Here is a 1,174-nt window from a genome sequence, read left to right as displayed (position 1 = left end):
CTCCGGGGTCCGCGATGTGAGCGCCGAGGAGCGCTGGCAGGTGTATGTGTCGCGACTGGAGGCCCAGCCTGGCATCATCGTCGCCGATCAGAATGTGCGCGACGGCCAATTCTATATTACCGGTCTGAGAGACCCGCTTGCCGCCGACCCGCAGTCGCTGCTGCCCGGGACGCAGGTCGATCCCGCTCGCGTTCATGCAAGCTGGCAACTCTACCAGAGCCTTGAGCCGCAGTTCGTGCTGAATCGGCTGACGGCGTCGCTCGCGCCGCCGGATTCGGTGCGGCTTTCAGTCGTCAATGATCGCATCGTTGCCGCAGGCGAGGCCACCACTGCGTGGATCAACCGGGCGCGTGCGGCCGCCCGGCAGCTTTCAGCCGGCGGCCCGGTCTTCGACATCTCCGGGGTACGTGATGTGAGCCCCGAGGAGCGTTGGGAGGCCTACGTGTCGCGACTGGAGACGCAGCCCGGCATCATCGTCGCCCAACAGAATGTGCGCGATGGCCAATTCTATATTACCGGCCTGAGAGACCCGCTTGCCGTCGACCCGCAGTCACTGCTGTCCGGGACGCAGGTCGATCCCGCTCGCGTTCATTCGAGCTGGCAATTCTATCAAAGCCTTGAGCCGCAGTTCGTGTTGAAGCGGCTGACGGCGTCGCTGTATCCGATGGATAAAGTGCGACTTTCGATCGTCAATGGCCGCATCGTTGCCGAGGGTGAGGCTCCCGACACCTGGATAGATCGGGCGCGCGCAGCGGCAAGACAGCTTTCAGAAGGCGGGCCGGAGTTCGACATCTCCAAGGTTCGTGATGTGAGCCCCGATGCGCGCGCGGCCGAGCATTGGCAATATTATGTGTCGCGACTTGAGGCCCAACCGGGAATAATCGTCGCCCAACAAACGGAGAGGGGCGGAGATTTCTACATTTCCGGACTGAGAGACCCGCTTGCCGCCGACCCGCAAGCTCTGCTTTCCGGAACGAAGGTTGATCCCGCCCGCGTTCATTCACAGTGGCAATTCTATCAGAGTCTTGATCCGAAGTTCGTGGTGAAGCGGCTGACGGCGTCGCTGTCCCCGCCGAAATCGGTTCGGCTTTCGATCATCCAGAGTCGCATCGTTGTCGTGGGCGAGGCACCTGCCGGCTGGATCAGCCGGGCGCAGGCCGCCGCCGACCAACTT

At 62.9% G+C, this 1,174-nt stretch carries 1 pseudogene; it reads left to right on the top strand.

Annotated elements, in window-relative coordinates:
• Nucleotides 1-16: 16 nt before the first annotated feature.
• Nucleotides 17-1,174: pseudogene (locus EOA24_RS38655) on the top strand (OmpA family protein); the annotation flags it as partial.

It is taken from the genome of Mesorhizobium sp. M2A.F.Ca.ET.039.01.1.1 (genome assembly GCF_003998035.1).
Taxonomy (GTDB): Bacteria; Pseudomonadota; Alphaproteobacteria; order Rhizobiales; family Rhizobiaceae; genus Mesorhizobium.
Note: the sequence above shows the minus strand (reverse complement) of the source record. Positions and strands in the feature narration are given on the sequence as shown.